We start from the raw sequence: 26,611 nt of genomic DNA, 5'->3' as shown, positions 1-26,611 counted from the left end.
ACTCACAAATCGCGACACAGTTTGGGGTGTTTGCCCCATGTGGGCGGTCGGCCCGCTACCCCACGATGACGACCATGACCAAGACACCTCAGGCCTTCGCGGCCGCCACCAAGACCATGCCCCTGCCCGACGGAGACGAGGAGCGTGTCGTCGGCTTCGGCGTCATGGGACTGCCCTTCGCCAACGGCCACTACCTCGCCTACCGCGACTTCCCCGAGACGTCGTTCTCCCCCTCCTACAAGTCGGTGTGGCACCGCACGCCGGACGGGCTGTGGACGTTCTACGCCACCACGCCGGGCCCGCAGAGCTGCTCGCGGTACTTCAGCTCGGCGACACCGGTCGACCCGGTTGTCTGCGCCATCGACGCCGACTGGCTCACGCCATGGTCACTGTCCATTTCCATTGCTGCAGTGCTGGATTGGCGCGTCGACATCGCAACAACCCCAGCCACCCGTCTGATGAGCGCCGTCGGATCACGCATACCCGCCGCCGCGGCACGCAACCGCCGAACGCTGATGGCGATGAGCCGCATCGTCGGACCGGTGCTGGGCATCGGCAAGGTTCGGCTGACCGGCAACCTGCCCAACGGTCAGGAATTCCGCATCGCACCCCGGCGGGTGTGGGCGGTCACCGACTCGTCGGCCGTCGTGCAGGGGGTCGACCTCGGTCCCGTCGGTCCGCATCCGGTACAAGGCAACCTGGCCGACTTCCAGCTCCCGCAGCGCGGTATCTGCGTCGTCGCCCAGGGGCGGTTCGAGGTGTTCGACGTGGCCCGTCACCGCGATGCGGACCGTCTTGACCTATCGCACTGATCCGGCGGCGCAGACGGTGCAGAATCGGGCTGTGACCGGCGCTCGCACCCCGTCGCAGGAACTTCCGACCCGGGCGGAAGTTCTCGCGGCGCTGTCGGTCGCGGTCGACCTCGGACTGGGGCAGCCCGCCGAGCACATGTTGCGATCCGCGCTGATCGCGATACGGCTGGCTGACCGGCTGAACTTGACTGCGCAGCAGCGCGATTGCATCTATTACACGACGCTGATCATGTGGATCGGCTGTCACGCCGATTCACATGAGTACGCCCGGTGGTTCGGCGACGACATCGCGGTACGACGAAGCTCGTACCTCGTCGACTGGTCCGGCCTGCCGTATCAACGCTTCCTGCTGACCAACGTCGGCCGCGGTGAGTCGCTGCTGACCCGGTTGAGGACGGTGGCGACGCTGTATGCCAATGCGCGCGGCCACATCTCGCAGCTCATCCACTCGCATTGCACGTCGGCGGGCCTGCTGGCCGAGCGTATCGGGCTGGACACCGACGTGCAGCGTGCGCTGCGGTACACCTTCGAACGCTACGACGGCGGCGGGCTGCCGACCGGCGCGTCCGGCGACGGGATACCGGTCGAGATGCGGGTGGCTCAGGTCGCCGACATGGTCGAGGTGCACCAGCGCGAATACGGCGTCGACGGTGCTCTCGCGATGGCCCGCAGCAGGCGCGGTGGCCAGTTCGACCCCGCGGTCGTCGACGCGTTTGTCGCCGATCCGGTCGACGTGCTGTCGGTCCCGTCGACCGGAGACGTGTGGGCGACGGCACTGCGGCACGCGCCGGACCGCGGGACGCGCCTCGACTCCGGCTCGCTCGACACGTTACTGATGGCCCTCGGCGAATTCGTCGACCTCAAATGCCCGTTCACACTGGGGCATTCACGCTCGGTGGCCGATCTCGCCGCATCCGCAGCCCAAACGCTCGGCCTTGACGACGAAGCGGTCGCGACGACACGGCGCGCCGGGTATGTGCACGATCTCGGCCGCATCGGCGTATCGAATCAGGTCTGGTCGAAACCCACGGCTCTGACCATGGCGGAATTCGAGCGCATGAGGCTGCACCCATACCTCACCGAGCGGATCCTCTCGCAGGTACCGGCCCTCAGAGGCATTGCGTCGGTGGCGGCCAACCACCACGAATGTCTCGACGGCTCAGGGTATCCGCGGGGGCTGGCCGCGCGACAGCTGACGATGCCTGATCGGCTGCTGGCGTGCGCGGTCAGCTATCAGAGTGCGCTGGAACCGCGGCCGTACCGCGAGGCTCTCGGACCCGCGGGAGCGGCGAGGCGCCTGCGGCAACGGGTGTCGGAGGGGCAATTGGACTCGGCGGCCGCCGATGCGGTCCTGCACGCGTCTGGGCATGCGTCGGGTAGGCGTCAAGCGGGGCCGGACGGCCTCACGGTCCGAGAGGTCGAGGTGCTGCGACTGGTCGCACAGGGCGCGAGCAACAAGGACATCGCCGCCAAACTGGTGCTCAGCGAAAAGACGGTGCGCAACCACGTCGAGCACGTGTACGCCAAGATCGGGGTATCCAACCGGATCGGGGCGAGCATGTACGCACTCGAGCACGGGCTCGCGTCGGGCTGACCGGGTCAGCGCGCGCCGAGCAGCTCGCCGGCGCGGCGCTGGTCGTCGTCGGCGTCGAGGGTCAGCACACCGACGACGTCGCCACCCGCCTCATACCAGACCGTGAACCCGGTGTGGTGGTCGACGAATCGGGCCTGCTCGAAGTCGACACCCCAACCGCGGTACTTGAGCACGGAACTGCCGATGGTGCAAGAGAACCCGGGCACGGTGTCCCAAGCCGCGGGGAAACCGGCCGCGGTCAGGCCGGCGACGTGGCCCTGATGCGCGGCGTCGCGCCAGTGTTCGGCCGGGATGGGCCTGCCGGCGGTGACGTTGTGCGCCAGCGCCACATCGCCCGCGGCATACACGTTGCGCGCCGAGGTGTGCATGTGCGAGTCGACGACGATGCGCCCGTCGCGGGTCTGCAGTCCGGCGGCTTTAGCGAGGCGGATGTCGGGGCGCACACCCGTCGCACACACGACGAGGTCGGCGTCGACGGCCTCACCGCTGTCGAGCACCACGCGGGTGTCCTCGACCGCGGCGACGGTCGTCTCACCGGCGAACCGGACGCCGTTGTCCGACAGCAGTTTCGCGACGCGTTCACCGGCCTCGATTCCGAACCGGCGCTGCAACGGGACGTGTTCGGCGGCGACGACCATCGTCGCGACCCCGCGCTCGGCCAGACACGATGCGGCCTCGCACCCGATCAGGCCGCCGCCGATGACCACGGCGCAGTCGGAGTAACGGGCGGCCATCTTGAGCGCCACCGCGTCGGCGAACGACCGCAGCGTCAACGCCGACTCGATCCCGGGAATGGGCGGTCGCACCGCCACGGAGCCGGAGGCGATGACGAGATGCCAGTAGGGATAGCGCTGACCACCCGCCGTCACGACCTGCTGGCGGTTCACGTCGATGCGCTCGACCCTGATGCCGCGGACGAGGTCGACGGCGTTGCGTTCGAACCAGTGCTCACTGTGCAGGGCGAGCTTGGTGTCGCGGCCGCACAGGAAATCCTTGCTCAGCGGTGGTTTCGCATACGGCAGCGCCGGGTCGGTGGTCAGGATGCGCACGGGGATGTCGGGGTGCTTGCTGCGGAACGTCTCCGCGGCGCTCACCCCGGCAGGACCGCTGCCCACGGCGATGAACCCTGGTGCCACCACGGGTTGGGAGTACCAACTTCGGCGTCGCGATAACCGTGCGTCAGCAAATCGACTTCGCCGTTAGTCGGCGATGCCCCAGACCAGGCAGAAGGTGTGCCCCGCCGGGTCGCGGAACACCCGGAACTTCGAGTCCTCCTCGGCGTCGGACACTCGGGTGGCACCGAGGTCGAGGACCTCGTGTTCGGCGGTATCGGGGTCATCCACCCGGATGTCGAGGTGGAACTGCTGCGAACCGCGCGGATCCGGAAAGCGCGGCGGCTCATGTTCCGGCGAGAACTGAAACGCCAGCCGTCGGCCCTGCGGATCGGTGAGCACCACCCAGGTGTCGTCCTGCTTCTCGATCTGTCCGCCGAGGACGCCCGCGTAGAAGGTGGCCAGCCCCACTGGGTCCCGGCAGTCGACGACGGTCGATCGCAACGTGCCAATCATGATCGTCGGGTTGCCGGTATTCAGGCGGTGCAAACGACGGTGTGGCACCATCTGCGCATGAAACCCGAGGACGACCCGGAAGCGCGCATCCGGCAGCTGGAGCAACCGCTGGCCGACTACGGCGCCGTCGAATTGGGCACGTCGCAGCCGCCCGGCAACGACTACCAGACATCGGCCCTGCCCCCGCCGGTCTACGGTCCCCCGCACCAGCCGCCCTACCCCGCTCAGTCGCCCTACAGCGCGCCGCCATTCGGAGTCTCCTTTCCGCCGGGGCCGACGAAGAGCGGCGCGCCGTTCGGGTTGATCTTCGGTCTGATCGGGGTCGTCGTGGTGGTCATCGTCGCGGGCATCGGCGCGCTCGTGTGGACGCTGTCGTCGGCGACGGAGGAGAGCGCGGGCCGCCCGGGGATCTCGATAGCGACCGGGGACGACCCCCGCGGCGGCAGCGTGACGATCGGGCCGTCGCGCGGGGCGCCGACGCAGCTTCCGGGTGACGGGCCGCCGAAGGTAGCCGTCGCGCCCGCCGGCGGGCACTACAGCGTGTCCGGGGTCGACGAGAACGAGACGATCGAGTGCAACGGCAGCAACATCTCCGTCAGCGGGGTCGACAACACCGTGACGCTGCTCGGTCACTGCCTGAGCGTGACGGTTTCGGGCGTCGAAAATCAGGTCACCATCGACAGCGTCGACCAGATCGGCGCATCCGGCTTCGACAACCAGGTGGTCTATCACTCCGGTGATCCCGAGGTGAACGCCACCTCGAGAAATACCGTCAGCCGAGGTTAGTTGCGCCACTGCAGGATTCGCTCGGCCAACTCGGGGCCGCAGTCCTCCTGCACGAAGTGGCTGCCGTTGATGCGGGCATGGGGTTGACCGGCTGCACCGGGAATGTGTTCGATCAACGGGCGATCGGCACGGCCGAGGATCGGGTCCTTGGCGCCGAAGACGCACAAGAACGGTTTCTCCCAGCGGCCCAACGCTTCCCACGCCGCGCGGTTGGCCGGTAACGCCGGGTCGTCCGGCTCTGTCGGCACCAGCGCGGGGAACGCCCGGGCACCGGCCTGAAATCGCTTGGCGGGGAACGGCGCGTCGTATCCGGCCCGGATGCGCGCGGGCACGTCGGTGACCGTGCCGAATGCGACGATGCGTCCGGCAGGCAGCACTGGCGAATGACGCGCGAACGCCCGCCAAACTCTGAACGGTAGGTTGGCGGAGGTTTGTCCTGCCGGCAGGAAGCCGTTGGCCACGACGATGCGCGCAATGCGCTCGTCCTGCTCGGCGGCGATGCGCAGTCCGATCAGCGAACCCCAGTCCTGGACGAAGATCGTGGTGTCGCGCAGGTCGAGCGCCGAGAACCACGACGTCACCCATTCGACGTGACGCAGATACGTGTAATCCTCGATGCGACTGGGCTTGTCGGAGCGCCCGAAGCCGATCAGGTCGGGTGCCAGCACCCGGCAGCCGCCGGCGGCCAGCGGGGGAATCATGGTGCGGTACAAGTAACTCCACGTCGGTTCGCCGTGCAGCAGGACGACGGGTGGACCGTCGCGTGGGCCTTCGTCGACGTAGTGCATGCGCAGCGGCTCAGTGTCGGACGCGGTGACGTCGACGTAGCGCGGCGCGAAGGGATAGCCCGCGAGGTTATCGAAGCGGTCGTCGGGCGTGCGCAGAACGTCCATGGATGCTCCTATCCGCCTCCTGCAGCTTACGACCTGTCCCCCGATCGGTGGACACATGATTCGTCCGGTTCACCCGCCGGTCGGTCGACATACATCGGTTCCGCGGTGCTGCACTGTTGAGTCATAGCCGGAACACCGGCGCAGAACCGGACTCGACGAGGAGATTCCGACATGAACGACACCACCCGCCGCATCGCCCAGTTTTTCGCCCTGCCGATCGTCGCAGCCGGAATCCTGGCCGGGGCCCTCGGCTTCGCCGGCGCCGCCAACGCCGGGACCTACTCCCAGAACCCCGCGCCGCGACCGAGCATCGTCGCGACGCCGACCGTTACCGCGCACCCGGCTCCCGGCGTCCCCCACACTCACGGCATTCCCCATCTGCAGCAGGTCCAGCCCGGCTACCATCCCTGACTCCACAGCCAGTCATCACAGAGGCCCTCCAGTGCCCATCCCTGGCGGGCCTCTGTCATGGCCGGGAGCCGCGAGCCACGGGGCGCGACGGGTCCGAACTCCATTGCGACCACGAGCCGGGAAACAGGGCGGCATCCACTCCCGCCGCGGCGAGGCCCGCGATCGTCACCGCCGCGGTCACGCCCGACCCGCAGTAGACCGCCACCTCGCCGTCGCCCACCTCCCCGAACGCCCGGGCCAATTCGTTCTCGGGCAGCAGTGTTCCATCGACGGTCAGCAGGCGGGTGCTCGGCACGTTGAGCGCACCGGGAATGTGGCCGGCGACCGGATCGACCGGTTCGACGTCGCCGCGGAACCGTTCGGGCGCCCGCGCGTCGAGTATCGACCGACCCGGTTCCAATAGTGCGTCGGCGGTGACGGTCCGACGTGCCCCGGCATACAGATCGTCGTGGGCGACGCTCACATCCCCGGGTGCGGGTTCGACGACGCCGGATTCCAGCTGACCGCCGGCCGCCGTCCACGCCGCGAGGCCGCCGTCGAGGATGCGGACGTCGTCGATACCTGCCGCGGTCAACAGCCACCAGGCGCGTGCGGACCCGGCGCGGTTCCAATCGTCGTAGACGACGACCGGCACCCCGGCCCGCACGCCCCACCGGCGGGTGGCGGCTTCGAGCGCGGATCCGGTCGGCAACGGGTGCCGCCCGCGGCCTTCGACGGTGTGATCGCTCAGCTCGTCCTCGAGCGACACGTACACCGCCCCGGGCAGGTGTCCTTGTTCGTAGGCGGCTCGGCCATCGGGCTTCCCGAGCTGCCACCGCACGTCGAGCAGCGTCAGCGGTTCACCCGCGTCCAGTCGCCGCGCCACCTCCGCGGCCGAGATCCACACCGTGTCGCGTGCGCTCATACCTCAGACGGTAGCGGCGACCGGCGGGCCGATCTCCTCGGCCAACGTCTCGACGACGCGGGAGAGTTCGTCGACCAGCCAGCTGTCGCTGCGACGCCGGTACACCTCGAGCAGCGAGCGGTAGTACCACAGATGCTCGTGCGGGTCATCGGTGTTGAAGCGCTGCCACACCTTCGGGCCGAAGCGGCGCAGGTCGCGCAGGATCGCCCTGGCGTTGTCCAGCTTGTCGGCCGTCGACACGCGAATTGTGCTGTCGGAGGCGGTGTTCAGGTGCTCGATGTACGCCTGCTTGCGCTCACGCCACGGCGGTTTCGGCGTCAGGACCGTGTCGCTGCACTCCTCGACGATGGCGGCGACCTCGGGCCCGAAACGCTCCTCGATCTGTGTGAGCGTCACGTCTCCGCCCTGATCCTCGGCGGCGTCGTGCAGCAGCGCGGCGATCGCTTCGGTTTCGGTGCCGTCGGCTTCGATCACCAGGCCCGCGACCGACAGCAGGTGTCCGACGTAGGGCACCTGGCTGGCCTTGCGGGTCTGGGTGCGGTGCAGTTCGGCGGCGAATCCCAGCGCCTCTTGGAATTTCGGGCCGAGGCGCGGTGACGTCGTCTCGCTCACTTCGCGCTCCTTCCTCAGGCCGTCGGTGGCGGCGGATCGAGCATCACGGCGCGGTCACCGTTCCAGCGGTACCGCGCGCTGTGGATGGCCGCGGGCTCGCAGGCGTTGCACTCACCCGGCACCCTGTAATTGAGCACGACCATGTCGTCACTGCTGGCCGCGCTGTCCAGTGAGGTGAAGCCGTACGCCTTGGAGGTGCCCGTTCCCAGATACTCGCCGCGATGGAACAGCAGCGCCTGCACGGGCGAGCTTCCGGTGCCGCCCTCGGTGGTCACCAGGATGGTCGACAGTTCGGCACACGGGTCGTAGTTGCTGTCGACGGGTGTGCTGTCCCACTTGGCGCCGGTGAGCGGCTCGAACGGCAGCTGCGCGAACGCCAGGCGCAGCGCGCCGGCCTGGTCCGGACCGCACGATGGCTGGGCGTTGGCGACCGGCATCGCGACCAACAGGATACAGGCGGCCATGGTCATCATCGCGGCCATCGAACGAATCATCGAAATGTTGGCTTCCCTGGCTTCCTCGCTTGCAAACGTCCACCGCCACCGTAAACCCCGCGCCGCGTCGGACCGACCTCCTATCGTTGGATGCGATGGCGCTTCACATCCATCGGGCAGAACGCACCGATCTTCTCGCCGACGGGCTCGGGGCCCTGCTTTCCGACCCCCTACCTGACCCGTTCGCCGAGGAACTGGTCATCGTCCCGGCCAAGGGTGTCGAGCGCTGGTTGAGCCAGCGGCTGAGTCACGCGCTCGGGCGTGGCGCGCGCGCCGACGGTGTCTGCGCCGGCATCGCGTTTCGCAATCCCCGCTCGTTGATCGCCGAGCTGACCGACACCGAGCGGGACGACCCGTGGTCGCCCGACGCGATGGTGTGGCCGCTGATGGAGGTCATCGACGCCGCCTGCGCCGAGGACTGGTGCACGCCGCTGGCCACTCACCTCGGTCACTTCGAAACCGGTGAGGAGAGGGAACTACGGCAGGGCCGGCGCTACGCCGTCGCCCGCAGGCTGGCCGGGCTGTTCGCCTCCTACGCCCGCCAACGCCCGCACCTGCTGGTCGACTGGGAGAACGGCGCCGACGGCGACATTCCGACCGATCTCGCCTGGCAGCCGCCGCTGTGGCGCGCTCTCATCGAGCGCATCGGCACCGATACGCCGCACATTCGCCACGCCAAAACCGTTGTGCGGCTGCGAGAATCAGCGACCGAACTGCCCGAGCGGCTGTCGCTGTTCGGGCACACCCGCCTGCCCAGCACCGAGATCGAATTGCTCGACGCGCTGTCGACCCACCACGAGCTGCACCTGTGGCTGCCGCATCCCAGCGACGATCTCTGGCAGCAACTCAAAGGAACGCACGGGCAGATCCCCCGTCGCGAAGACACCAGCCACCGCCGAGTCGGCCATCCCCTGCTCGCCACCCTCGGCCGCGATCTTCGCGAACTGCAGCGCGCGTTGCCCGACGATGCGCACACCGACGAATATCTCGGCGGCCGCGAGCACTCGGACACACTTCTCGGGTGGCTGCAGTCCGACATCGCCGGCAACACGATCCGGCGAGAAGGCCGCGTGCACTCGGCCACCGACCGTTCGGTGCAGGTGCACAGCTGCCACGGGCCGGCCCGCCAGATCGATGTGCTGCGCGAAGTGCTGCTCGGACTGCTCGCCGACGACCACACACTCGAACCCCGCGACATCCTCGTCATGTGCCCGGACATCGAAACCTACGCGCCGCTGATCGTGGCCGGATTCGGACTCGGCGACGTGATCAAGGGGGTGCATCCCGCACACCAGCTCCGCGTCCGGCTCGCCGACCGGTCCCTCGTCCAGACCAATCCGTTGCTCGGGGTCGCCTCCCAACTGCTGGCGTTGGCTGGCGGGCGGGCCACCTCGAGTGAGGTGCTCAACCTCGCGCAGGCCGCCCCCGTGCGGGCGCGCTTCGGCTTCACCGACGACAACCTCGAGGACATCACCCGCTGGGTGCGACAGGCCAACATCCGCTGGGGCTTCGACACCGAGCACCGCAAACCGTACGGCGTCGACTTCGTCCAGAACACATGGCGTTTCGGCATCGACCGGGTGCTAGCCGGGGTGGCCATGTCCGACGACTCCCACGCCTGGCTCGACGCCACGCTCCCGCTGGATGACGTGAGCAGCAACCGGGTCGACCTGGCCGGCCGGCTCGCCGAGTACATCGACCGCCTGCGATGCGCCGTTCAATCCCTCACCGGCACAAAGCCGCTCGCGGACTGGCTACAGGCATTGACCGACAGCATCTGCTTGTTGACCCGGGTGAATGACGACGATGCCTGGCAGACAGCGCAACTCGAGCGCGAGTTCGCCGATGTGCTCGCCACCGCGGGCGCTCGGGCCCACACGATGATGCGGCTGAGCGATATCCGCGCGCTGCTCGGCCGCCACCTCGCGGGCAGGCCGACCCGCGCCAATTTCCGCACCGGCACCCTGACGGTGTGCACAATGGTGCCGATGCGGTCGGTGCCCCACCGGGTCGTGTGCCTGGTCGGGCTCGACGACGGAGTGTTCCCCCGGCTGGGTGTGGTCGACGGCGACGACGCGCTCGGCCGCGAGCCGATGACAGGGGAACGCGACATCCGTTCCGAGGACCGGCAATTGCTGCTCGACGCCATCGGTGCGGCCGCCGAGACATTGGTGATCACCTACACCGGCGCCAACGAGTACTCCGGTCAGGAACGCCCGCCCGCCGTTCCGCTCGCCGAACTGCTCGACACGCTCGACCGCACCACCGGACACCCGGTCCGCGACAGGATCGTGGTGCGACATCCACTGCAGCCGTTCGACACCCGCAACGTCATTCCGGGCGAGCTGATACCGGATGTGCCGTTCACGTTCGACTCCACGGTCAAACGCGCGGCACTGACCCGCGCGGCCGAACGCGCGCAACGGCCAGGATTCGTTTCGGGACCCCTGCCCGCACCCGCGGCCGACGACATCGTGCTGGCCGACCTGGTCGCGTTCTTCCGCGATCCCGTGAAGGGGTTCTTCCGCGCGCTGGACTACACGTTGCCGTGGGAGGTCGACGGGGTCGAGGACGCGATGCCCGTCGACATCGATGCACTCGAGGAGTGGACGGTCGGCGATCGCGTGCTGCGAGACATGTTGAGCGGCATGGATCCCGACCAGGCCCGCCAAGCCGAGTGGCGCCGCGGCACGCTACCTCCCGGCCATCTCGGATGGCGTCGCGCGAACGAAATCTGTAACCAGGCCTCGCTCATCTCCGACGCCGCACGGCCGTACCGGGGTGCCGATCCGTCCGCGGTCGACATCGACGTCGAGATCGGCGGGGGCCGCCGCGTCATTGGTACTGTGACACCCGACTACGGCGAGCGGCTGGTCTCGGTCACGTACTCCAAGCTCGACGGCCGGCACCTGCTGCAACCCTGGATCCTGTTGCTGGCGTTGCTGGCTCACGAACCCCGACGCGAGTGGAAGGCGATCAGCATCGGGCGGGCCCGCCGCGGCACCAATCCGCGAGTCGAATTCATCGGGCGACCCCCTGAGTCGGCGCGGGAGTTGCTGGCCGACCTGGTGGCGATGTACGACGAGGGTCGCCGCGAACCGCTACCGCTGCCGGTCAAGACGTCCTACGCGTGGGCCGAAGCCGTGCACGGCCACGGGGACCCCGAGCAGCGGGCCGGCTACAAGTGGCGGTCCGGCAACTATCCCGGCGAAGAGGAGGAGCCCGCATATCAACTGGCGTTCGGCAAGCCGACCTGGTTGCAGCACCTCGTCGAACGCGGTCTCGACACGTACTCCGGTCGGTTGTGGCTGCCGATGCTGCGGGCGCTGGAGACGTGATGGAACCCTTCGATCTCCTCGGTGATCTGCCCGCCGAACGCTCGACCACCCTGCTGGAAGCCAGCGCAGGCACCGGTAAGACGTTCGCGTTGGCCGGGCTGGTCACGCGCTATCTCGCCGAGGGTGTCGCGACGCTCGACCAGATGCTGTTGATCACCTTCAGCCGAGCGGCCAGCCAGGAACTCCGCGACCGGGTGAGGCGCCAGATCGCGGACGGCGTACAGGCTTTCGCCGATCCGGCGAGCGTCGACGCCAACGAGATCATCGAGTACCTGCTCGACGGGAGCCCAGACCAACTGGCCGAACGCGAGACCCATCTGCGCGACGCGCTGGCCGCGTTCGACGCCGCGACGATCGCCACCACACACCAGTTCTGTCAGCTGGTGCTCAAATCGCTGGGCGTGGCGGGTGACAGCGACTCCGGAGTAACGCTGGTCGAGAGCCTCGAGGAGCTGGTCACCGAGATCGTCGACGACCTGTACCTGCATCACTTCGGCCGCGAGCGCGACAATCCGCTGCTGACCTATCGCGATGCGCTGCGGCTGGCCAAGGAGGTCGTCGAGCACCCCGCGACCGAACTGCGGCCCGAGAACCCAGAACCGGACTCGCGCGCCGAGGTCTGCGTCCGCTTCGCCACAAACGTTCTCGCTGAGCTGGAGGTTCGCAAGCGCCGCAAGGGAATCCTCGGTTACGACGACCTGCTCAGCCGGCTGGCCGATGCGCTGGAGGCCGACGGCTCGGCCGCGCAGCTGCGCATGCACCAGCGCTGGCCGATCGTGATGGTCGACGAGTTCCAGGACACCGACCCCGTGCAGTGGCGGGTGATCGACCGCGCGTTCACCAACCGGTCGACGCTGATCCTGATCGGCGACCCCAAGCAGGCGATCTACGCCTTCCGTGGCGGCGACATCGTCACTTACCTGAGCGCGGCCTCGAAGGCCGACATCCAGAAAACGTTGGCCATCAACTGGCGCAGCGACGAGGCGCTGGTGACCCGATTGCAGGCGGTGCTGCGCGGCGCACAACTGGGCCACGAGAAGATCGTCGTGCACGACGTCGCCGCCAAGCACACAGGTTCGCGGCTGGCCGGCGCACCGTGCGACGAGCCGTTCCGGCTGCGAGTCGTGTGTCGGAACACGTTGGGCCGCAGCGGAACCAGCGTCCTGCCGATCGATCAGCTCCGCGCCCACATCCCCAAGGACCTGGCGGCCGACATCGGTGCGCTGATCGACGCGGGTGCGACGTTCGACGGTCGCCCTCTCGACGCCGGCGACATCGCGGTCATCGTGGAGAACCACCGCGATGCCCGGGTCTGCTACCGCGCCCTGTGCGACGCCGGCATCCCCGCGGTGTACACCGGCGACTCCGACATCTTCGCGTCCGACGCCGCCGAGGACTGGTTGGCATTGCTCGAGGCGTTCGACCAGCCGCACCGGCCCGGCGTCGTGCGCGCGGCGGCCGCGACCATGTTCTTCGGGGAGACCGCCGAGTCGCTCGTCGCGGGCGGTGACCAGCTGACCGACCGCATCGCGGAGACGTTGCGGGAGTGGGCCGGTCACGCCCGCGAGCGCGGGGTTGCGGCGATCTTCGAGGCCGCGCAACTCGCCGGCATGGGCGACCGGGTGCTGTCGTGGCGCAACGGTGAGCGCCAGATGACCGACCTGGCCCACATGACCCAACTGCTGCAGGAGGCCGCCCACCGCGAGCACTTCACGCTGCCTGCGCTGCGGGACTGGTTGCGGGCCCAGCGCGACGAGCGGAGCGGCGCCGCGGAGCGGTTCCGTCGCCTCGACAACGACGCCGCGGCCGTTCAGGTGATGACGGTGTTCGTCGCCAAAGGCCTGCAGTTCCCGGTGGTCTACCTGCCGTTCGCGTTCAACCGTCACGTGTTCGAACCCGACCTGGTGCTCTACCACGAAGGCGATACGCGGTGCCTGCACATTGGCGGCAACGACAGCCCCGACTTTCACGCGGTGTCGAAGGTGGGCCGGGAGGAGGACGCCAGCGACGACAGCCGGCTGATGTACGTCGCGATGACGCGGGCGCAGTCGCAGCTGGTCGCCTGGTGGGCGCCCTCCCGCGACGAGCCGAACGGCGGACTGTCACGGCTGCTGCGCGGCCGGCGCCCCGGCGAATCAATGGTCCCCGATGTCGTTGTCCCCGGCAAGGTTTCCGACGACGACGCGCTGGCGCGCCTCAAAGAGTGGGAGGCCGTCGGTGGTCCGGTGATCGAGGAGTCGGTGCCGCGTCCGAGGCTGGTACGTGCGGAGCCGCCAACCCCCGTCGAGGTGGAGGCCCGACACTTCCACCGCCCCATCGACACGGCGTGGCGCCGGACGTCCTATAGCGGGTTGATCCGCGCGGTCGAGGCGACGCCGGTCAGCAGTGAACCCGAAGTCGTCGAGCTCGACGACGAGGTCGCCGAGATCCCGTTGACGGCCGAGGCGGTCGGTGCCGACGTGCCCTCACCGATGGCCGAGCTGCCGACCGGTGCGAAGTTCGGCTCGCTGGTGCATGCGGTGCTCGAAACCGCGGATCCGTTGGCCGCCGACCTCGCCGCGGAACTTCAGGCTCGGGTCCGTGAGCACTCCGCGTGGTGGCCGGTCGACGTCGACGCCGGTGAGCTGGCGGCGGCGATGGTGCCGATGCACGACACACCGCTCGGACCGCTGGCCGAAGGCGCGACGCTTCGGCAGATCGGATTGGGCGACCGGATGCGGGAGATGGACTTCGAATTCCCGTTGGCCGGTGGCGATCTGCGCGCCACCGCGCCCGACATCCGGCTCGCCCACGTCGGTGAACTACTGCGCGCGCACCTGCCGGCCGACGATCCGCTGGCGTCGTACGCGGAGCGGCTGACCGGGGCGGCCCTGGGACCGCAGCCGCTCAAGGGTTACCTGTCGGGTTCGGTGGACGCGGTGCTGCGTATCGGCGGCCGCTACCTCGTCGTCGACTACAAGACGAATTGGCTCGGCGACCCCAATCGCCCCCTCACCGCGGCGGATTACTCCCGGCCGCGGCTGGCCGAGGCGATGCTGCACTCCGACTATCCGCTGCAGGCGCTGCTGTACAGCGTTGTGCTGCACCGGTTCTTACGGTGGCGGCTGGCCGGTTACACGCCCGAGGAACGTCTCGGCGGCGTGCTGTATCTGTTCCTGCGCGGGATGTGCGGGCCGGACACGCCGACCCAAGACGGCCATCCCGCCGGCGTGTTCAGCTGGCAACCGTCGGCGGCGTTGATCACCGCGCTGTCGGATCTGCTCGACGCGGGCAGGGCCGCAGCGTGACCGGCGTGGAGTGGCGGCGGGCGATCAGCGCCACGGGACTGCTGCGCACCTTCACCGACGCGGAAGTTCTCGAAGCATCGGATGTACATGTGGCACAACGGCTCTGCGATCTCGTCCAGGCGCCCGACGAGCGGGTCTCGCTCGCGATCGCTCTCGTGGTGCGCGCCCTGCGCAACGGGTCAGTATGCCTGAACCTGCGGACCGTCGAACAGCAGGTCGGCCTCGACGGGCTGCCGTGGCCCGCCGTCGACGATTGGTTCGGCGCCATCGCCGCGCATCCGCTGACCGGGCGACCACCGGCGCTGCACGTCGACGGTGATCTGCTGTACCTCGACCGGTACTGGCTCGAAGAGCAACAGGTGCGCGACGACATCCTGTCGATGACCGCCGCCAGGCCGGCCCAGCCGTTGCCGGACCTGGACAGGCTCTTCCCGCCGGGCTTCGAGGAGCAGCGTGCCGCCGCGGAACTGGCGCTGTCGCAGGGTCTGACGGTGCTCACCGGAGGGCCGGGAACGGGGAAGACGACAACGGTGGCGCGCCTGCTCGCGCTCCTCACGAGCGGGACGCGGTTGAGGATCGCGTTGGCGGCGCCGACGGGGAAGGCGGCGGCGCGGCTGCAGGAGGCCGTGCAACTGGAGGTGGACAAACTCGACGCGGCCCACCGCGATGCGCTGTCGGGACTGCACGCCACGACGTTGCACCGCCTGCTCGGTAGCCGCCCGGACACGTCGGCGCGGTTCCGGCACCACCGGGCGAACCGCTTGCCGCACGACGTGATCGTCGTCGACGAGACGTCGATGGTGTCGCTGACGATGATGGCGCGACTGCTGGAGGCGGTGCGGCCGGAGGCCCGGCTCATCCTGGTCGGCGACCCGGACCAGTTGGCGTCGGTCGAGGCGGGCGCGGTCCTCGCCGACCTGGTCGACGGTCTCGGCGCGGACCGCATCGCGGAGTTGAAGACGTCGCACCGGTTCGGCGAGTCGATCGGGCGGCTGGCCGGCGCCATTCGCGCCGGTGACGAGGACACCGTCATCGACGTGTTGCGTTCCGACGGAGAGCACATCGAATGGGTGGACACCGAGGAGCCGTCCGAGCATCTTCGTAAAGTGCTGGTGCCAAACGCCATTGCGTTGCGAACGGCGGCGGTTCTCGGTGACGCCGATGCGGCGCTGGGCATCTTGGCCGACCATCGGTTGCTGTGCGCGCATCGCCGCGGCCCGTTCGGGGTGCGGTACTGGAACCACCAGGTGGAGCGGTGGCTGTCGGAGTTGACCGGCGAGCCGATCTGGTCGACGTGGTACGCGGGGCGGCCGGTGTTGGTGACCGCGAACGACTACGGGCTCAACCTCTACAACGGCGACACGGGTGTCACGGTGCTGCGCGACGGGGTGCTCCGCACGGTCGTCGCGGGCACGAAGCAACTGGAGTTCGCGACCAGCCGGCTCGCCGAGGTCGACACGATGCACGCGATGACGATTCACAAATCCCAGGGCAGCCAGGCCGACGAGGTGACGGTGCTGCTGCCGCCGGAGGATTCCCGGCTGCTGTCCCGCGAGTTGTTCTACACCGCGGTCACCAGAGCCAAGAAGAAGATCCGGGTCGTCGGCCCGCAGGCCTCGGTGCGGGCCGCCGTACAGCGCCGGGCCGTGCGCGCATCGGGCCTGGCGCGCCGCCTCCGCAACTGACGCCCCTTTCCCTCCGGCGCGAACGTGGGTTACCCGCACGCTTTCCGCGCCGAATATGTGCGGGTAATCCACGTTCGGCGAGGGGTCTGATGTTTAGCGTCACCGGAGTACAGGGCACTCCTTCCCGGCGATTGTGGCGTTGACACACCACCGGGTGGACGGAGCCGGCAATGAGCAGCACGGAAAACCAGGTCACACCGACCGACGTCGACAAGGCACTGCTCGGCAGCGCGACTTACCGAAGCCTGGGCGAACAGAAGCTCTCGCCGCGAGAGGAACGGTTCGAGAAAGGCCGCCGCACGGCCGGCCTGTTCCTCGCACCGCTGCTGACCGTCGTCTTCCTCGTCCTGCCGCTCGACATCCCGCGCGAACAACAGGTGCTCGGCGCGGTCCTGCTCGGCGTGATCGCGCTGTGGATCACCGAGGCGGTGCCGATCCCGATCGGCGGCCTGCTCGGCGTCGCGGTCGCGGTGTTCCTCGGAGTCGCACCGGTCGACGATGTGCTCGGCCCATTCGGATCCTCGACCATCTTCACGTTCATCGGAGCGTTCATCCTGGCCCAGGCGATGCTCAAACACGGTGTGGCGCGGCGCTTCGCGTTCCGCATCCTGGCGCTGCCGCGGGCCGGCCGTTCGACCACCGGCGTCATCATCGCGTTCGGCGCCATCACCTGCCTGCTGTCGGCGTTCGTCTCGAACACCGCGACGGTGGCGATGTTGCTGCCGACCGCGATCGGCATCCTGTCGGTCATCGCCAAACTGCTGCAGCAGCGCGGCGACGTCGAACCCGACTTCGACCCACAACGGTTGCGGGTGGGTGCGGCCCTCATGCTGATGCTCGCCTACGGCGCCAGTGTCGGTGGCCTGCTCACCCCCGTCGGCAGCCCGCCGAACCTGATCGGGCGCGGGCTGATCGAAGAGGCCACCGAAGAGCGAATCAGCTTCGGGCAGTGGATGGCGATGGCCATCCCCATCTGCTTCGTGATGTTCCTGTTGCTGGCGCTTATCCTGCTGCGGCTCAACAAACCCGAGATCAAACGCATCGACGGCGTGGCCGAATACGTTGCCAGCGAGCGCGAGAAGCTCGGCTCGCTGTCGCGGGCGGAGAAGAACACGCTGATCGCATTCGGCATCACGGTGACGCTGTGGATCCTGCCCGGTGTGGTCGCGCTGATCACCGGAACCGAGTCCACCACCTACGAGTTTGTCAGCGACCGCCTCGACGAGGGCGTCGTCGCGGTGTTCGGCGCATCGCTGCTGTTCCTGCTGCCCACCGACTGGCAGAGCAGGGAATTCACTCTGCGCTGGAAGGATGCAGCCGAAATCGACTGGGGCACAATCATCTTGTTCGGTACCGGCATCATCTTCGGCTCACTGATCTCCTCGACCGGACTGGCCGAGACCATCGGCACCTCCGTCAACGACGCGCTCGGCCTGACGAGCACCATCGCAATCACCGTCTTCGCGGTCATCCTGGCGATCATCGTCTCCGAAACCACCAGCAATACCGCATCTGCCGCGGTGGTGGTGCCGATCGTGATACCGGTGGCGGTGGCCGCGGGCGTCAACCCCTTCGTGCCCGCGCTGGCGGCGACGTTCGCGGCGTCGTTCGGTTTCATGCTGCCGGTGTCCACACCGCAGAACGCCATCGTCTACGGCTCGGGTGTCGTCCCGATCACGAAGATGATCCGCTCCGGAGTCGCGTTCGACATCGCGGGCGCTATCCTGATCATCATTTTGCTACCGCTGATGATCAGCCTCTTGGGATTGGGTACATGACCGAGTCTGATGCTCTTCGCGCAAGCGGCTCATCGTCCATCGCCGTCATTCCCGGTGACGGGATCGGCACCGAGGTGATCGCATCGGCGCGCGCGGTGCTCGACGCGGTCGCGAAGAAGCACGCAATCGCGTTGTCCTACACCGAATTCGATTGGTCGTGTCAACGCTACGCGGACGAGGGCGCGATGATGCCCGTCGACGGGATCGAAACCCTCAGGGAGTTCGATGCCATCCTCCTCGGTGCGGTCGGCTGGCCCGGTGTCCCCGACCACGTCTCGTTGTGGGGGCTGCTCATCCCGATCCGTCGCGCGTTCCGCCAGTACGTGAACATGCGACCGATCCGGGTGTTCGACGGTGTCGAAAGCCCGCTGCGGACGGCGCACGACGTCGACTTCGTTGTGGTGCGCGAGAATGTCGAAGGCGAGTACAGCGAGATCGGCGGACGGCTCAACAGGGGCTTTCCCGACGAAATGGCCGTCCAGGAGTCGGTTTTCACGCGAAACGGTGTCGGCCGCATCGCGGACTCCGCGTTCGAGCTCGCCCGCACCCGTCGCCGTTACGTGACGTCGGCGACCAAGTCCAACGGCATCGTGCACACGTTGCCGTTCTGGGACGAGGTGGTCGCCGAGCGGGCCTCGCACTACCCGGACGTGCGGCTCGACAGCGAGCACATCGACGCGCTGGCCGCCAAGTTCGTGCTGCAGCCGCAGCGATTCGACGTCGTCGTCGGCTCAAACCTGTTCGGCGACATCCTCAGCGACCTCGCGGCAGCGGTGGCGGGCTCGATCGGAATAGCCCCGTCGGCCAACCTCGACCCCACCAAGCAGTACCCGTCGATGTTCGAACCCGTACACGGTTCGGCCCCCGACATCGCCGGACAGGGCATCGCCAACCCGATCGGCGCGGTGTGGTCGGCGGCGCTGATGCTCGAGCACCTCGGACACGCGGCGGCCGCCGACGAGGTGATGGCCGCCGTCGAGTCGACGCTGGCCGCACCGGAGACCCGTACCGGGGACCTGGGCGGGCGAGCGTCGACCGCGGAAGTCACCGACGCGCTCGTCGCACGGCTGAAGTAACCGGCCCAGCAAACTTCAAATATCACCGGTACACCGCTGGGCGCCCCCCAAAATTCGTGCACCAGGGGGTGTCCGGGCGATGGTAATCTTGCCCAGCAAACATCCGTGTCCGGTGGACTTTCGGCGAACGTTTGGGAAGGCGAATGAGCGACAATCTGCGGGTAGACCCGCTGGAGGTCCGGATGGCCGCCGACCACGTCAACGCTGCCGCCGACAGCCTGCGGTCCGCACACGGCACCGCGCACGAGCGAATGGGCGCCGCCCAGCCCGGCTGGATCGGCTCGAGCGCCTCGGGGCTCTCAGCAACCACCGCGAAGTGGGAAGAGGAGTCCGCCGCCCATTACACCGCACTTCTCGAGTACGCCGAGCATCTGCGCTCGGCAGCGGCGAAGTATGTTCGCACCGACGACACTGCCGCTACCGAAATCGACTCTGCGGGATTGCGTTTGGGCACCATGGGGCTTTGACCCGTGGGGATGACGTTGGCCGACGTTGCGCGTTGGGAACCCGAGCAGACTCGACGAGGTGTCCAAGGCCCGCAGCGCACCGGTCCCGCACCAGCGGGGAGACGGCCGAGGGGTTGCGCAATCTCTCGGTGTTCGAAACGTGGAAAGGCCGGTCCCCGCCGCGCATGACCCTCCGCCGCCGCCGAGAGTACGGTTGTTGCACTGAAATCCGTGACTTACGTGCAACAACCGTACTTTCGGCACACCACCAACCAAGGTTCGCCTGACGGCATCGTCAGTTTCACGTACGGTGGGACCGTGGCCGAATTCGACCGCAGCCGCGTCGTCGCGGCGAGCCCGACGCAGATCTGGGATGTACTCGCCGATTTCGGCGCCATCGCGACATGGCTCGACGTCGACCACTCCTGCATCCTGACGCGGGGGCCCGACGGCGGCTTGGTCGGAACCGCGCGGCGCGTGCAGATCGGGCGCAACACCCTGGTCGAAACCGTCACAGAATGCGATCCGCAGTACGTCCTGGCCTACGAGATCGAGGGCCTGCCCAAATTCTTGGGCACGGTCAGCAACCGCTGGAAGCTCGAACCGACCAGCGGTGGCGAGACCGTCGTGACGATCACCAGCACCGTGCGCAAGGGCCGCGGCAGAACGCAGCAACTCGTCGAACGGTTGGCCACCCGGGCGCTGGCCCGCGGATCCGACACCATGCTCGCCGCGCTGGCGAAGCGATTGGAGAACACCACATGACAGATCGGCCCGACATCATCATCGTGATGACCGACGAGGAGCGCGCCGTGCCGCCCTACGAGGCGCCGAGCGTCCTGGCTTGGCGCCGCGACACGCTCGCCGGCCGCGCCTGGTTCGACCAGCACGGCGTGAGCTTTCAACGGCACTACACGGGGTCGCTTGCCTGCGTGCCCAGCCGCCCGACGATCTTCACCGGCCAGTACCCCGACCTGCACGGCGTCACCCAGACCGACGGCATCGGCAAGGTCTATGACGACTCCCGGATGCGCTGGCTGCGCCCGAACGAGGTGCCGACGCTGGGCAACTGGTTCCGCGCGGCCGGCTACGACACGCACTACGACGGCAAGTGGCACATCTCGCACGCCGACCTGACCGACCCCGCCACGGGTGAGCCGCTGGCCACCAACGACGCCGACGGCGTCGTCGACCCGAGGGCGGTGCAGCGCTACCTCGACGCCGATCCGCTTGAGCCGTACGGGTTTTCGGGCTGGGTCGGCCCGGAGCCGCACGGCGCCCCTTTGGCCAACGCGGGAATCCGGCGCGATCCGCTGATCGCCGACCGCGTGGTGGCGTGGCTCAGAGACCGCTACGACCGGCGTCGTGCCGGAGACGTCGACGCGATGCGGCCGTTCCTACTGGTGGCCAGCTTCGTCAACCCGCACGACATCGTGCTGTTCCCGGCGTGGCAGCGGCGCAGCCCGGTGCGCCCGTCGCCGCTGGATCCGCCGCCGGTTCCGCCTGCGCCGACGGCCGACGAGGATTTGTCGACCAAGCCCGCCGCACAGATCGCCTACCGGGAGGCCTACTACTCCGGCTATGGACCGGCGCCGGCCATCGACCGCACCTACACCCGCCAGGCTCAGCGATACCGGGACTTGTACTACCGGCTGCACGCCGAGGTCGACGCCCCGATCGATCGTGTGCGACGCGCGGTCACCGAGGACGGCTCGCAGAACGCGGTGCTGGTCCGCACCTCGGACCACGGCGATCTGCTCGGCGCCCACGGCGGCCTGCACCAGAAGTGGTTCAACCTCTACGACGAGGCGACGCGGGTGCCGTTCGTGGTGGCGCGAATCGGTGAGCAGGCGACGCAACCGCGGACGGTGACGGCGCCGACGTCGCATGTGGACATCGTCCCGACGTTGTTGGGCGCCGCCGGTGTCGACGTCGAGGCGGCGGCGGCACAACTGGCCGAGACCTTCTCCGAGGTGCACGACCTGCCCGGCCGCGATCTGATGCCGGTGGTCGACGGCGGCCCGGCAGACGAATCGCGAGCGGTGTACCTGATGACCCGCGACAACGTGCTCGAGGGCGACACCGGCGCGTCAGGCATGGCCCGCAAACTGAAGATGTCGACGAAACCCCCTGCGCCCCTGCGGATCAGGGTGCCCGCGCACGTCGCGTCGAACTTCGAGGGGCTAGTCTTGCACGTCGACCAGGCCGGCGGTCAGGGGCATCTGTGGAAGCTGGTGCGGACATTCGACGATCCGGCGACGTGGACGGAGCCGGGGGTGCGTCACCTCGCGGCCAACGGTCTCGGCGGCGAGGCGTACCGGACGTCCCCGCTCGACGACCAGTGGGAGCTGTACGACCTGACCGACGACCCGGCCGAGGCCCGTAACCGGTGGGCGGATCCGGATCTGCACGATCTGCGTCAGCACCTGCGCATGCAGCTCAAGCAGGCCCGCGCGGAGTCCGTACCCGAGCGCAACCACCCGTGGCCGTACTCGCCGCGCCGCTCCCGAAAGTAAATCCGCGTTCGACCGTCAGGCGAACTTGCGCTCCGACGCCGTCTCGGGGGCGTCGTCGCTGGTGGCCGTCAGGAACTCGTCCGGCAGCGCCAGCTTGTGGATCGTTCGAAGTGTCAGAAGGTATTGGTGCACAAGCGATCCGGATGTGTAGGGCAGGTCGTACTTCTCACACACCGCGCGGACCCGCACGGAGACCTCCGCCAGCCGATTGCTCGGCAGATCGGGAAACAGATGGTGCTCGATCTGGTAACACAGGTTGCCGCTCGAGAACGCCAGCAGCGGGCCCGCCTTGAAGTTCGCGGCGCCGAGCATCTGGCGCAGATACCAGTCCGCGCGACTTTCCTCCGCGATGGCGTCGGCGGTGAACTTCTCGGCTCCGTCGGGGAAATGTCCGCAGAAGATCACCACATACGTCCACAGGTTCCGCACCAGGTTGGCCACCGCGTTCGCGGCCAGCGCGCCACGCCAACGCCGTCCGCTCAGCGCCGGGAACAGCACGTAGTCTTTGACGCCCTGGCGGGCGATCTTGCGGAGCAGCTTCTTTCTCTCGCGGGTCACCCGCGCGGCGTCCCCCGCAGCGCGGTCGCGTTCGGAATGAACGCCGTGCAGCGCGATACCCCACTCGAAGATGGCCGCCAACAACAGGTTTCGTAAAGGCTGCAGCAGATGGACCGGTTGCCAAGGCTCATCGCGGGTGATCCGCATGATGCCGAAGCCGAGGTCGTCATCCACACCCACCACGTTGCTGAACATGTGGTGGCGGTAGTTGTGCGAGTACCTCCATTGCGCCGAGACGGCGACCATGTCCCATTCCCATGTGGTGGAATGGATTTCAGGATCGTTCATCCAGTCCCACTGGCCGTGGCTGACGTTGTGGCCGATCTCCATGTTCTCGACGCACTTGGCGAACGCCAACGCGGCCGTCCCGACCCACCAGGTGGTACGGGACCGACTGGTGCCTATGACCACTCGGGCGAAAACCTCGAGCGCCCGCTGGAACTTGATGGTCCGGCGGATATAGGCCGCGTCGCGTTCCCCGAGCGACTCTTCGACGTCGCTGCGAATGGCGTCCAACTCGGCACCGAGGGCTTCGATGTCCGCCTCGGTCAAATGGGTGTACGCACCGACGTCGGTGATTGCCAAGAGGTGTCCTGGTCGTTCGGGTGGTCGGACGGGCTCGTACATGAACCCGGCGTGATTGCGGACCACCGGCCGAAATCGACGGAGACGACGCAGTGCGTCGGCGTGCCGCCAGTCTAGAGAACTCGCCGCGGGGTGTCGACGCCGCTGGTCAGCGGTTCAACCGATCGACACCAATGGTCGTGACCTCGGGCCTGATTTCCTTCCCCCGTAAACGAAGAGTGGGCCGGTGGGAATTCCCACCAGCCCACAGTCGTCGTGCAAGCTAGACGGCGGTCACGCCGATTGCCTGAGGTCCTTTGGCGCCCTGTTCGACCTCGAACTGAACGCGTTGGTTCTCCTCCAACGACCGGTATCCATTTCCCTGGATCTCCGAGAAATGAACGAAAACGTCCTTCTCGCCGCTGTCGGGAGCGATGAAGCCGAAGCCCTTATCGCCGTTGAACCACTTCACAGTTCCCTGTGCCATACTTTTCAACTTCTCTCATTCTGAACGGATGTAGGAAAACATCCGCGTCGAGGCTATCACGCCGCAGGTCATCGAAATCTCCGCAAGCCTGCCCCCTGTTGCGCGAGCGCGCTCCCCCCTTTTGGCGAGCGTCCGTGTTTGCGCGCGACACGCCACATAATTTCGTCCTTCTGCGGACGCTCGCCGCGCGCGAGCGTGCGCAGAAGGCGGTTCTGATCGCGCTGAACCTAACCGATGACGTCTCCGTCGCGCGTAGGCAGCATTTCGGGGTGACTTGTGTGATCCACTTCAACATCCGTTGTCGACCATCATCGACCGTTCGTCCACCCACCCGTCGTCCTCGGCATTGGTGGCGTCCCGGCCGGCTGGTTGAGGAGTCATCCTCGTGACAATCCAATTGCACTGGTTCCTGCCCACGTACGGCGACAGCCGGCTGATCGTCGGTGGTGGCCACGGCATGCCAGCCGGAGCCGCCCACGGCGATCGCGACGCGTCGATCGACTACCTGGGCTCGATCGTGCGGGCCGCCGAGTCGTTCGGTTTCACCGGCGCACTCATCCCGACGGGCGCGTGGTGCGAGGACGCGTTCATCACCGCGTCGCTGCTTGCCCGCGAGACGACGTCGCTGGCGTTCCTCGTCGCGTTCCGGCCCGGGCTGGTCAGCCCGACGTTGTCGGCGCAGATGGCCGCGACGTTCGCTCGGCATGCACCCGGCCGCATCCTGCTCAACGTGGTGGTCGGCGGTGAGGCGCACGAACAGCGTTCGTTCGGCGACTATCTCGACAAGGACGGCCGCTACCAGCGCTGCGACGAGTTCCTCGAAGTGGTCCGCCGTCTGTGGGCCGGCGAGACCGTCTCACTGCAGGGCGAGCACATCCGTGTCGAGGAGGCGGCGCTGCCGACACTGCCGAATCCCGTGCCGCCGTTGTACTTCGGCGGGAGCTCGGCGGCCGCGGGGCCGGTCGCGGCGCGGCACGCCGACGTGTATCTGACGTGGGGCGAACCGCCGTCGGCGGTGCGCGAGAAAATCTCCTGGATCCGCGGGCTGGCCGCCAAGGAGGACCGGGAGGTGCGGTTCGGTATCCGGTTGCACACGATTTCGCGGGACAGCTCCGACGAGGCGTGGGCGCAGGCCGACCGGCTGGTCGCGGCGCTCGACGAGGAGACGGTGCGCAACGCGCAGAAAGGGTTGCACCGCAGCGATTCCGAGGGGCAGAAGCGGATGCTGGCCCTGCACGAGGAGCACCGGCGCAACGGCAGTTGGAGCGACGCGCGCTCGCTGGAGATCGCGCCTAACCTGTGGGCGGGCGTCGGCCTGGTTCGCGGCGGCGCGGGCACCGCGCTGGTCGGCAGCCACGTCGACGTCGCCGACCGCATCGCCGAATACGCCGACATCGGCATCGACGAGTTCATCTTCTCGGGCTACCCGCATCTGGAGGAGTTGTACTGGTTCGGTGAGGGTGTGGTGCCGATCCTGCGTGAGCGCGGGCTGTACAAAGGCACGGCGACGACGGCCGCGCCGGCGTCGATCCCGTTCGTGAGCGGTTCGCGATGACCCCGATCGCGTCGCCGGACGAAGCGCTCGAGGTCGCGGCGAAACTGGCCGCCGAATTCGACGCCCAGGCCTCCGCGCGCGACGCCGACCGGCGGTTGCCACACGATCAGGTGCAGGCGCTCAAGGAGTCCGGGCTGCTGGCGTTGACGGTGCCGACCGACTACGGCGGCATCGCGGCGCCCGCGACGGTGCTGGCCGAGGTGTTTCGCCGGATCGCCCACGCCGACCCCTCGCTGGCCCAGATTCCCCACTCGCACTTCGTGTTTCTCGAGGCGCTGCGGTTACAGGGCAGCTATACGCAGAAGTCGTACTTCTACGACCGGGTGCGCAACGGGGCCCTGCTGGCAAATGCGCAGTCCGAGCGCGGCCCGCACACCGTCGACGTCGACACGACCACGCTGGTGCGCCAGCCATCGGGCGACTATGTGTTGTCGGGGCGCAAGTTCTACTCAACGGGCGCTCTGTTCGCCGACTGGGTGCTGGTGCGGGCGTCGCTGGCCGACGGTTCTGAGGTGCCGACCGCGCAGACGCCGAAGGCAGTGGCGTTCGTCGCGCGCGACGCCGAGGGGTTGTCGGTGGTCGACGACTGGGACGGCATGGGGCAACGCACGACGGCGTCGGGCACGGTGACGCTCGACCACGTCGCGGTGCCCGTCGAACACGTGGTGCCGTTCTCGCCGATCTTCAGCGGACCGTCCGTATACGGTGCGCGAGCACAGTTGCTGCACAGCGCGATCGACGTCGGCATCGCGACCGGGGCACTCGCGGCCGGTGTGCGCCAGGCCGAACGGGCGCGGCCGCATTTCGAGGCCGGCGTGGCCGCCGCGGTGGACGACCCGACGCTGATCACGGTCGCGGGAGAGCTGGCCGTCACGGTGCGCGGCGCGCACGCGCTCCTGGTCGAGGCGGCGCGGGCGGTCGACCACGCCGAGGCCCATCTGTCCGACGAGACGGCGGTCGAGGCGTCGATCGCCGTCGCGGCGGCGAAGGTGGCCGCGGTGCGGGCATCGCTGGACGCGTCGAACGTGCTGTTCGAATTGGGCGGAACCAGAAGCGCTTCGGCGTCGGGCAACCTGTCGCGGTTCTGGCGCGACGCTCGCACCCACACGCTGCACGACCCGACGCGGTGGAAGATCCAACACATCGGCCGCTACACCCTGTCGGGCAAGCCCCCGCCGCGCCACGGTCAGATCTAATTCTGCCGCGAGCGACCGTGTTTGCGCCCGACACGCCGCGCATAGCCGGCA

Annotated in this window: 22 protein-coding genes; 14 read left to right on the top strand and 8 right to left on the bottom strand. The window is 68.2% G+C overall.

All coding sequences use genetic code 11. The annotated features are described in order from the left end of the window. Nucleotides 1–74: 74 nt before the first annotated feature. Nucleotides 75–812, top strand: coding sequence for a hypothetical protein (locus AU198_RS00480; protein WP_502689247.1), 738 nt, complete (start codon nucleotides 75–77; stop codon nucleotides 810–812). Next, on the top strand, nucleotides 784–2,406 hold the full coding sequence (locus AU198_RS00475; RefSeq protein ID WP_082690798.1) for an HD domain-containing phosphohydrolase: 1,623 nt from the start codon (nucleotides 784–786) through the stop codon (nucleotides 2,404–2,406). Before AU198_RS00480 ends, AU198_RS00475 begins: the two co-directional genes overlap by 29 nt. Nucleotides 2,407–2,411: 5 nt before the next feature. On the opposite strand, the gene AU198_RS00470 is transcribed toward AU198_RS00475, so the two are convergent. Then, nucleotides 2,412–3,545 carry an NAD(P)/FAD-dependent oxidoreductase gene (locus AU198_RS00470; RefSeq protein ID WP_064345523.1) on the bottom strand — a complete coding sequence of 378 codons (1,134 nt, stop codon included), beginning with the start codon at nucleotides 3,543–3,545 and terminating at the stop codon, nucleotides 2,412–2,414. Nucleotides 3,546–3,605: 60 nt separating this feature from the next. Beyond that, nucleotides 3,606–3,974, bottom strand: coding sequence for a VOC family protein (locus AU198_RS00465; RefSeq protein WP_064345969.1), 369 nt, complete (start codon nucleotides 3,972–3,974; stop codon nucleotides 3,606–3,608). Between the two features lie 57 nt (nucleotides 3,975–4,031). Here AU198_RS00465 and AU198_RS00460 point away from each other — a divergent pair, with 57 nt between their 5' ends. After that, entirely contained in the window at nucleotides 4,032–4,760 is a 729-nt protein-coding gene (locus AU198_RS00460) for a DUF3060 domain-containing protein (RefSeq protein WP_064345522.1), read from the top strand. On the opposite strand, the gene AU198_RS00455 is transcribed toward AU198_RS00460, so the two are convergent. Further along, nucleotides 4,757–5,653, bottom strand: a complete 897-nt coding sequence (locus AU198_RS00455; RefSeq protein ID WP_064345521.1) for a haloalkane dehalogenase — start codon at nucleotides 5,651–5,653, stop codon at nucleotides 4,757–4,759. The two genes, AU198_RS00460 and AU198_RS00455, sit on opposite strands and share 4 nt — an antisense overlap. Before the next feature lie 171 nt (nucleotides 5,654–5,824). Between AU198_RS00455 and AU198_RS00450 the strand changes: the two genes are divergently transcribed. After that, nucleotides 5,825–6,064 carry a hypothetical protein gene (locus tag AU198_RS00450; RefSeq protein WP_064345520.1) on the top strand — a complete coding sequence of 80 codons (240 nt, stop codon included), beginning with the start codon at nucleotides 5,825–5,827 and terminating at the stop codon, nucleotides 6,062–6,064. 55 nt (nucleotides 6,065–6,119) lie between these two features. Here the strand turns inward: AU198_RS00450 and AU198_RS00445 are convergent, their stop codons facing one another. Genes AU198_RS00445 through AU198_RS00435 form a run of 3 tightly spaced genes read right to left on the bottom strand, consistent with a single transcriptional unit; the run spans nucleotide 6,120 to nucleotide 8,062 of the window. Further along, complete coding sequence (locus AU198_RS00445) at nucleotides 6,120–6,968, bottom strand: sulfurtransferase (protein WP_064345519.1); 849 nt, start codon at nucleotides 6,966–6,968, stop codon at nucleotides 6,120–6,122. Between the two features lie 3 nt (nucleotides 6,969–6,971). After that, complete coding sequence (locus AU198_RS00440; RefSeq protein WP_064345518.1) at nucleotides 6,972–7,580, bottom strand: HD domain-containing protein; 609 nt, start codon at nucleotides 7,578–7,580, stop codon at nucleotides 6,972–6,974. A gap of 14 nt (nucleotides 7,581–7,594) precedes the next feature. Further along, nucleotides 7,595–8,062 carry an LppP/LprE family lipoprotein gene (locus tag AU198_RS00435; RefSeq protein ID WP_064345517.1) on the bottom strand — a complete coding sequence of 156 codons (468 nt, stop codon included), beginning with the start codon at nucleotides 8,060–8,062 and terminating at the stop codon, nucleotides 7,595–7,597. A gap of 107 nt (nucleotides 8,063–8,169) precedes the next feature. Here AU198_RS00435 and recC point away from each other — a divergent pair, with 107 nt between their 5' ends. From recC to AU198_RS00395, 8 genes are all read left to right on the top strand, one after another. Next, on the top strand, nucleotides 8,170–11,412 hold the full coding sequence (recC, locus tag AU198_RS00430; protein WP_064345516.1) for an exodeoxyribonuclease V subunit gamma: 3,243 nt from the start codon (nucleotides 8,170–8,172) through the stop codon (nucleotides 11,410–11,412). Further along, nucleotides 11,412–14,699 carry an exodeoxyribonuclease V subunit beta gene (recB, locus tag AU198_RS00425; RefSeq protein WP_064345515.1) on the top strand — a complete coding sequence of 1,096 codons (3,288 nt, stop codon included), beginning with the start codon at nucleotides 11,412–11,414 and terminating at the stop codon, nucleotides 14,697–14,699. The genes recC and recB overlap by 1 nt, the downstream gene beginning before the upstream one ends. 5 nt (nucleotides 14,700–14,704) lie before the next feature. Further along, a complete protein-coding gene (recD, locus tag AU198_RS00420) occupies nucleotides 14,705–16,384 on the top strand; it encodes an exodeoxyribonuclease V subunit alpha (protein WP_156431458.1) in 1,680 nt (559 codons plus the stop codon). 170 nt (nucleotides 16,385–16,554) lie between these two features. Beyond that, nucleotides 16,555–18,162 carry an SLC13 family permease gene (locus AU198_RS00415; protein WP_064345514.1) on the top strand — a complete coding sequence of 536 codons (1,608 nt, stop codon included), beginning with the start codon at nucleotides 16,555–16,557 and terminating at the stop codon, nucleotides 18,160–18,162. After that, nucleotides 18,159–19,238: a tartrate dehydrogenase gene (locus AU198_RS00410; RefSeq protein ID WP_064345513.1), complete on the top strand. Its 1,080-nt coding sequence runs from the start codon at nucleotides 18,159–18,161 to the stop codon at nucleotides 19,236–19,238. Before AU198_RS00415 ends, AU198_RS00410 begins: the two co-directional genes overlap by 4 nt. A gap of 143 nt (nucleotides 19,239–19,381) precedes the next feature. Beyond that, a complete protein-coding gene (locus AU198_RS00405; protein WP_064345512.1) occupies nucleotides 19,382–19,705 on the top strand; it encodes a WXG100 family type VII secretion target in 324 nt (107 codons plus the stop codon). 297 nt (nucleotides 19,706–20,002) lie between these two features. Next, on the top strand, nucleotides 20,003–20,449 hold the full coding sequence (locus AU198_RS00400) for an SRPBCC family protein (RefSeq protein ID WP_064345967.1): 447 nt from the start codon (nucleotides 20,003–20,005) through the stop codon (nucleotides 20,447–20,449). Next, complete coding sequence (locus tag AU198_RS00395; RefSeq protein WP_064345511.1) at nucleotides 20,446–22,200, top strand: sulfatase family protein; 1,755 nt, start codon at nucleotides 20,446–20,448, stop codon at nucleotides 22,198–22,200. The genes AU198_RS00400 and AU198_RS00395 overlap by 4 nt, the downstream gene beginning before the upstream one ends. 15 nt (nucleotides 22,201–22,215) lie before the next feature. Here the strand turns inward: AU198_RS00395 and AU198_RS00390 are convergent, their stop codons facing one another. Together AU198_RS00390 and AU198_RS00385 are read right to left on the bottom strand one after the other, a co-directional pair. Further along, nucleotides 22,216–23,343 carry a fatty acid desaturase family protein gene (locus AU198_RS00390; RefSeq protein ID WP_064345966.1) on the bottom strand — a complete coding sequence of 376 codons (1,128 nt, stop codon included), beginning with the start codon at nucleotides 23,341–23,343 and terminating at the stop codon, nucleotides 22,216–22,218. 262 nt (nucleotides 23,344–23,605) lie between these two features. After that, nucleotides 23,606–23,809: a cold-shock protein gene (locus AU198_RS00385; RefSeq protein ID WP_064345510.1), complete on the bottom strand. Its 204-nt coding sequence runs from the start codon at nucleotides 23,807–23,809 to the stop codon at nucleotides 23,606–23,608. A 385-nt stretch (nucleotides 23,810–24,194) separates the two neighbouring features. On the opposite strand from AU198_RS00385, the gene AU198_RS00380 reads away from it, so the two are divergent. Continuing rightward, nucleotides 24,195–25,364 (top strand): LLM class flavin-dependent oxidoreductase, encoded by a 1,170-nt coding sequence (locus AU198_RS00380; RefSeq protein ID WP_064345509.1) that lies wholly within the window; start codon nucleotides 24,195–24,197, stop codon nucleotides 25,362–25,364. Continuing rightward, entirely contained in the window at nucleotides 25,361–26,560 is a 1,200-nt protein-coding gene (locus tag AU198_RS00375; RefSeq protein ID WP_064345508.1) for an SfnB family sulfur acquisition oxidoreductase, read from the top strand. The genes AU198_RS00380 and AU198_RS00375 overlap by 4 nt, the downstream gene beginning before the upstream one ends. Nucleotides 26,561–26,611 lie beyond the last annotated feature (51 nt).

It is taken from the genome of Mycobacterium sp. GA-1199 (assembly GCF_001500045.1).
Lineage (GTDB): Bacteria > Actinomycetota > Actinomycetes > Mycobacteriales > Mycobacteriaceae > Mycobacterium.
This window is presented reverse-complemented; position numbering and strand designations above follow the sequence as displayed.

Bases quoted from the DNA above. Each gene is read 5' to 3' on its own strand.
- AU198_RS00480 (WP_502689247.1), top strand. From the start codon at position 75: ATGACCAAGACACCTCAGGCCTTCGCGGCCGCCACCAAGACCATGCCC.
- AU198_RS00475 (WP_082690798.1), top strand. From the start codon at position 784: ATGCGGACCGTCTTGACCTATCGCACTGATCCGGCGGCGCAGACGGTG.
- AU198_RS00465 (WP_064345969.1), bottom strand. From the start codon at position 3,974: ATGATTGGCACGTTGCGATCGACCGTCGTCGACTGCCGGGACCCAGTG.
- AU198_RS00460 (WP_064345522.1), top strand. From the start codon at position 4,032: ATGAAACCCGAGGACGACCCGGAAGCGCGCATCCGGCAGCTGGAGCAA.
- AU198_RS00455 (WP_064345521.1), bottom strand. From the start codon at position 5,653: ATGGACGTTCTGCGCACGCCCGACGACCGCTTCGATAACCTCGCGGGC.
- AU198_RS00450 (WP_064345520.1), top strand. From the start codon at position 5,825: ATGAACGACACCACCCGCCGCATCGCCCAGTTTTTCGCCCTGCCGATC.
- AU198_RS00445 (WP_064345519.1), bottom strand. From the start codon at position 6,968: ATGAGCGCACGCGACACGGTGTGGATCTCGGCCGCGGAGGTGGCGCGG.
- AU198_RS00435 (WP_064345517.1), bottom strand. From the start codon at position 8,062: ATGGCCGCGATGATGACCATGGCCGCCTGTATCCTGTTGGTCGCGATG.
- recC (WP_064345516.1), top strand. From the start codon at position 8,170: ATGGCGCTTCACATCCATCGGGCAGAACGCACCGATCTTCTCGCCGAC.
- recB (WP_064345515.1), top strand. From the start codon at position 11,412: ATGGAACCCTTCGATCTCCTCGGTGATCTGCCCGCCGAACGCTCGACC.
- AU198_RS00415 (WP_064345514.1), top strand. From the start codon at position 16,555: ATGAGCAGCACGGAAAACCAGGTCACACCGACCGACGTCGACAAGGCA.
- AU198_RS00410 (WP_064345513.1), top strand. From the start codon at position 18,159: ATGACCGAGTCTGATGCTCTTCGCGCAAGCGGCTCATCGTCCATCGCC.
- AU198_RS00405 (WP_064345512.1), top strand. From the start codon at position 19,382: ATGAGCGACAATCTGCGGGTAGACCCGCTGGAGGTCCGGATGGCCGCC.
- AU198_RS00395 (WP_064345511.1), top strand. From the start codon at position 20,446: ATGACAGATCGGCCCGACATCATCATCGTGATGACCGACGAGGAGCGC.
- AU198_RS00385 (WP_064345510.1), bottom strand. From the start codon at position 23,809: ATGGCACAGGGAACTGTGAAGTGGTTCAACGGCGATAAGGGCTTCGGC.
- AU198_RS00375 (WP_064345508.1), top strand. From the start codon at position 25,361: ATGACCCCGATCGCGTCGCCGGACGAAGCGCTCGAGGTCGCGGCGAAA.